This window comes from Sphingomonas sp. Leaf25 (assembly GCF_001421635.1).
In the GTDB taxonomy this organism is placed as follows: Bacteria; Pseudomonadota; Alphaproteobacteria; order Sphingomonadales; family Sphingomonadaceae; genus Sphingomonas.
Window position 1 is genome coordinate 1,212 of sequence record NZ_LMKU01000004.1, and the last position, 3,584, is coordinate 4,795.

The following is a 3,584-nucleotide window of genomic DNA, read 5'->3' on the forward strand; positions in this document are numbered from 1 at the left end:
CGCACCGGCAATTGCTACGACAATGCCCCGATGGAGAGCTTCTTCCACACCCTCAAGGTCGAACTCGTTCATCAGTGCCGATGGGCGACGCGGGCCGAGGCGAGGCAGGCGCTGTTCGGATACATCGAGGGATACTACAACCGGCACCGCATGCACTCAGCCATCGGGTATCTCACGCCCGAACAGGCCGAGCAGCGCATGACCGGCTAACCCAGCGTGTCCGCCGAACCGGGGGAAGATCACACTCCGCGCTTGGCGGTCGTACGTCCGACCAGATATACTTCGACAAGCCGCTACTCGCAGCGGCATGATCAACCAGCGGCGATCCACTTAAGGAGCCCGCGAGCCTGTGCAGACAAACCGAGCCACCTCTGACCCGCCTCGCAACGCAACGCCCCCGGCACGGCTTGTCCAGATGCGCTACCGGACCGGCGGTGTCGACGTACCGGCCAGATTTTTTATCGCAGCCGGCTTGGGGCCGCATCCGACGATATTGCTATTGCACGGATTGCCGGGGACCGAGCTCAATCTGGACTTGGCGAGGGCAATCCAGCGTACCGGATGGAACGTCCTGGCCATCCATTACCGAGGCGTCTGGGGCTCACCCGGTCAGTTCGCCCTCGGCAACACGATCGCGGACGCTCGCGCGGCGCTGCAATGGCTCCGTGCATCGGATCGACAGGCACAGGTCGACACGTCCCGGATCGTCGTCTTCGGCCACAGCATGGGCGGCTTCGTACACGGTCATGATCGGCGATGACGCCGGTGTCGCGGGCTTCGTGACGATATCGGCATGGAATGCGGGTGCCGAGGCTTCGCGACTGCACGCGCCGGAAACCCGCTCAACGATGGAGCGCGACTTCGCCGAGGACTTGCGCTTCACGAACATGAGCTTCACCTCCATGGCCGCCGAAATCGTCGCCCATGCCAAGGCGTGGGACTGGACAAAGAATACTGCGGAGATGGTGGGACACCCGGTGCTGGTGATCGACGCCGATGACGGTCTTGCACCAACGGGGGACGCAGTGGTGGCAACAGTGACTGCTGCGGGAGGGCCGGTTCCTACCCGGCTGCGGTTCGCAACGGACCACAGTTATAATGACCACCGCATCGCGCTGGCATCTGCAATCCTTGTCTGGCTGCAGGCGCATTTCCCGCAGCCGTGACAGGTTGAAAGCCGACATAGTGTCTTTCCCTGGAAACGGACGGCGATCGAAACGGCCGAGGCTTTCCCACGACGATGGTGAATTGGGAAAGTCGGCATCGGCAAATTTCATGCCGTGGCTGTTACGATCCATGTTGCCGATCCCAGGTACACCAAGCCATCCCGTTCACGCGCTGCGAGCGCCGAGCGCACGATTGGCTCCGCAACCGGCAACAGGTTCGGGTTTTCTCGTAGGGCCTTCCCAAGACCGCCAACCCTTGTCACGACTTTCAGGGTCGAAGCGGTATTACCGGCGGTTATCCGTACATCGAGCGCCTCGATGACGACATCCCGGAAGCCAGACGCCGTAAGCACCTGCTCAATGGCAGGCGCTTGTTCAAAGCTGTACGGCGACGGATCGACCGCGATAGGCAATCTGGCGACATTGATGCAAAATGAGTCCAACTTATTTCATCTACCGACCGCCAGCAGACGAAGCCTATTTTGCCTCCAGGCTTTAGCATCCGACGCATATTGTGGAACGCCGCTACAGGATCAGAAAAGAACATCGTTACGAAGCGTGAGAATATGATGTCCAAAGAATGACCCGGCAGAGACATTATGCCAGCGTCATCTTGGAGAAACGTCACATTGGACGTGTCCATCGCCCGACGTTCGGCGAGCGCGATGACGCGCGGAGCTATGTCGACTCCGATGACCTGACCGTGGGGGCCAACAACTCCGCTAACTGCATGGTCGCCTCTCCAGCCCCGCAGCCAACATCCATGACAGTTTGCCCCTCGGCAATAGGCAGCTTGGCTAAAACCACGTCGCCCAAAGGCTGCATCTGTCGATCTATCAAGTCTGCCAACTCGGCCCGTGCTCGATCGCCAACGTCGAAAGCGTTCTCTACGTTACGTTCGTCCATCTGCATTATCGTTGCGGTACGATAACCATACCAACCTTTCCCGCGAAGGAACGGCACGCGAGACGGCCTGAGCTGTTTCGTTTGCGATCAGAAAACGGGACAGACCAGCATGGGTCGCTGGCGGGATCATGCCATCTGCGTCCCACTGGCCTACCTCAGTCCGAATAGCGGCATCGGGTCCCGATCCGGCGGTGGCCGCGCACGGCGTCGACCATCGTCGACACCGCGTCGATCACGGCGTCTGGTCTGGAGGACATCATGCTATGGGTCGACCGCGGCACGACGCAATTCAGGCCATCGGCCGAGCTGGCCGCCACCTCGTCGTGCATCGTGTTCCACAGCGCCCACATCTCGCGGGCTCTGGAATGCCCTGTCGGGCTGAACGAGCGCGTCAGGACGAGGATGCGCGCCTCCGTCCGCGCACCGCGCGGCCATGACAGCGTCGCGAAGTCCAATCCTTCGGTTTCCGCCAGCTTCGCGCGCAGGTTGGAGCCGCGCTGCCACCGGCGATAGGTGTCGCTGGCGAAGGCGGGCGGCTCGAAGCCGGGCCGGTCGGCCGCCACGCATGACGTCTCCGCCTTGCTGCCCGGAAGGAGAGTGCCGTCGTTCGCCGCCCGCGCGCAGTCCCTCGCGGCCACGAGCCTTGAGGCCGTCGGGTCGGCGTCCGGCGCGATGGCCGCCATTCGTGCCGCCTGATGACCCACAGCAGGATCGACCAGCACCAGTCCGGCCACCTTCGCGGGATGCCGCTGCGCATACAGGCCGACGATCGCTCCGCCCAACGATTGTCCTACCATCACATAGGGGCCACGAAGCCGCGCCGCCGACAGAAGCGCGGCCAGATCCGCTTCGAGCGCATCGAAGGTACGCGGCGTCCTTGCCGGATCGCTGTTCGAATAGCCCGCGCGGTCATACGAACAGACGCGCGTCTGCCGGGCCATCTCGCTCTGAACCGTCGACCATCCCCAAGCGCCTCCGCCCAGCCCGATATCCAGGATCACCACCGGCGTCCCCTTGCCCTGGCAGAACAAGGTCAGCCGTCGACCATCCGGCAGGCGGACCCGCGGTGCGGCCATATACCCGCGCCACCACCCTTCGTGCGGACTCTTTGGCGGCACGCTGCTGCTGCCGGCGTGGACGACACCGGGCGTGCTGGGCACCTGCCCATGCAAGATGGTTGCCATCCAGGCCGCCGGGACCAGCAGGAGGGCCCGCGCGACCATCCCCGAACGTTTTCCCCCTGCCATGCTCCGCCCCCCGCACCGACCGTTCCGGCATCATGCGCCATCGTACGGCTGCCTCCAAGCGGAGGAGTTTGTCCATCGTTCCCGTCGGGATAGTATTTCGACAATCTCATGGCGGCTCTCACCTCCGTCACGTCGATGGAAAATATGATCCAGGTTGCGGCTAACCCTAGGCCGTGTCTGCATTTGGAGGATTTTCAATCGTCGGTAGTTCTGATTCAAGGCTGGCGAAGGAGGCAAGCCTTGAGCAGACGGACGCTGACGGACG

6 protein-coding genes are annotated in these 3,584 nt (G+C 62.8%); 3 read left to right on the top strand and 3 right to left on the bottom strand.

The window, feature by feature from the left end:
- The 3 genes from ASE78_RS02645 to ASE78_RS02650 form a co-directional block, all read left to right on the top strand.
- Positions 1-210 (top strand): IS3 family transposase (locus ASE78_RS02645; RefSeq protein WP_156351255.1); only part of this gene is annotated, 210 nt, incomplete at its 5' end.
- Positions 211-415: 205 nt separating this feature from the next.
- A complete protein-coding gene (locus ASE78_RS18090) occupies positions 416-760 on the top strand; it encodes an alpha/beta hydrolase family protein (RefSeq protein WP_082466961.1) in 345 nt (114 codons plus the stop codon).
- Positions 747-1,166 carry a hypothetical protein gene (locus ASE78_RS02650; RefSeq protein WP_056492901.1) on the top strand — a complete coding sequence of 140 codons (420 nt, stop codon included), beginning with the start codon at positions 747-749 and terminating at the stop codon, positions 1,164-1,166. Before ASE78_RS18090 ends, ASE78_RS02650 begins: the two co-directional genes overlap by 14 nt.
- A 107-nt stretch (positions 1,167-1,273) precedes the next feature.
- On the opposite strand, the gene ASE78_RS18490 is transcribed toward ASE78_RS02650, so the two are convergent.
- The 3 genes from ASE78_RS18490 to ASE78_RS02660 form a co-directional block, all read right to left on the bottom strand.
- Positions 1,274-1,579 carry a hypothetical protein gene (locus ASE78_RS18490; RefSeq protein WP_156351254.1) on the bottom strand — a complete coding sequence of 102 codons (306 nt, stop codon included), beginning with the start codon at positions 1,577-1,579 and terminating at the stop codon, positions 1,274-1,276.
- Entirely contained in the window at positions 1,462-1,920 is a 459-nt protein-coding gene (locus ASE78_RS19865) for a class I SAM-dependent methyltransferase (RefSeq protein WP_082466962.1), read from the bottom strand. The genes ASE78_RS18490 and ASE78_RS19865 overlap by 118 nt, the downstream gene beginning before the upstream one ends.
- A gap of 307 nt (positions 1,921-2,227) precedes the next feature.
- Positions 2,228-3,295 carry an alpha/beta fold hydrolase gene (locus ASE78_RS02660; RefSeq protein WP_056492907.1) on the bottom strand — a complete coding sequence of 356 codons (1,068 nt, stop codon included), beginning with the start codon at positions 3,293-3,295 and terminating at the stop codon, positions 2,228-2,230.
- Positions 3,296-3,584 lie beyond the last annotated feature (289 nt).

Excerpts from the sequence above, each read along its gene's own strand:
- ASE78_RS18090 (WP_082466961.1), top strand. The coding sequence starts at position 416 with ATGCGCTACCGGACCGGCGGTGTCGACGTACCGGCCAGATTTTTTATC.
- ASE78_RS02650 (WP_056492901.1), top strand. The coding sequence starts at position 747 with ATGATCGGCGATGACGCCGGTGTCGCGGGCTTCGTGACGATATCGGCA.
- ASE78_RS02660 (WP_056492907.1), bottom strand. The coding sequence starts at position 3,295 with ATGGTCGCGCGGGCCCTCCTGCTGGTCCCGGCGGCCTGGATGGCAACC.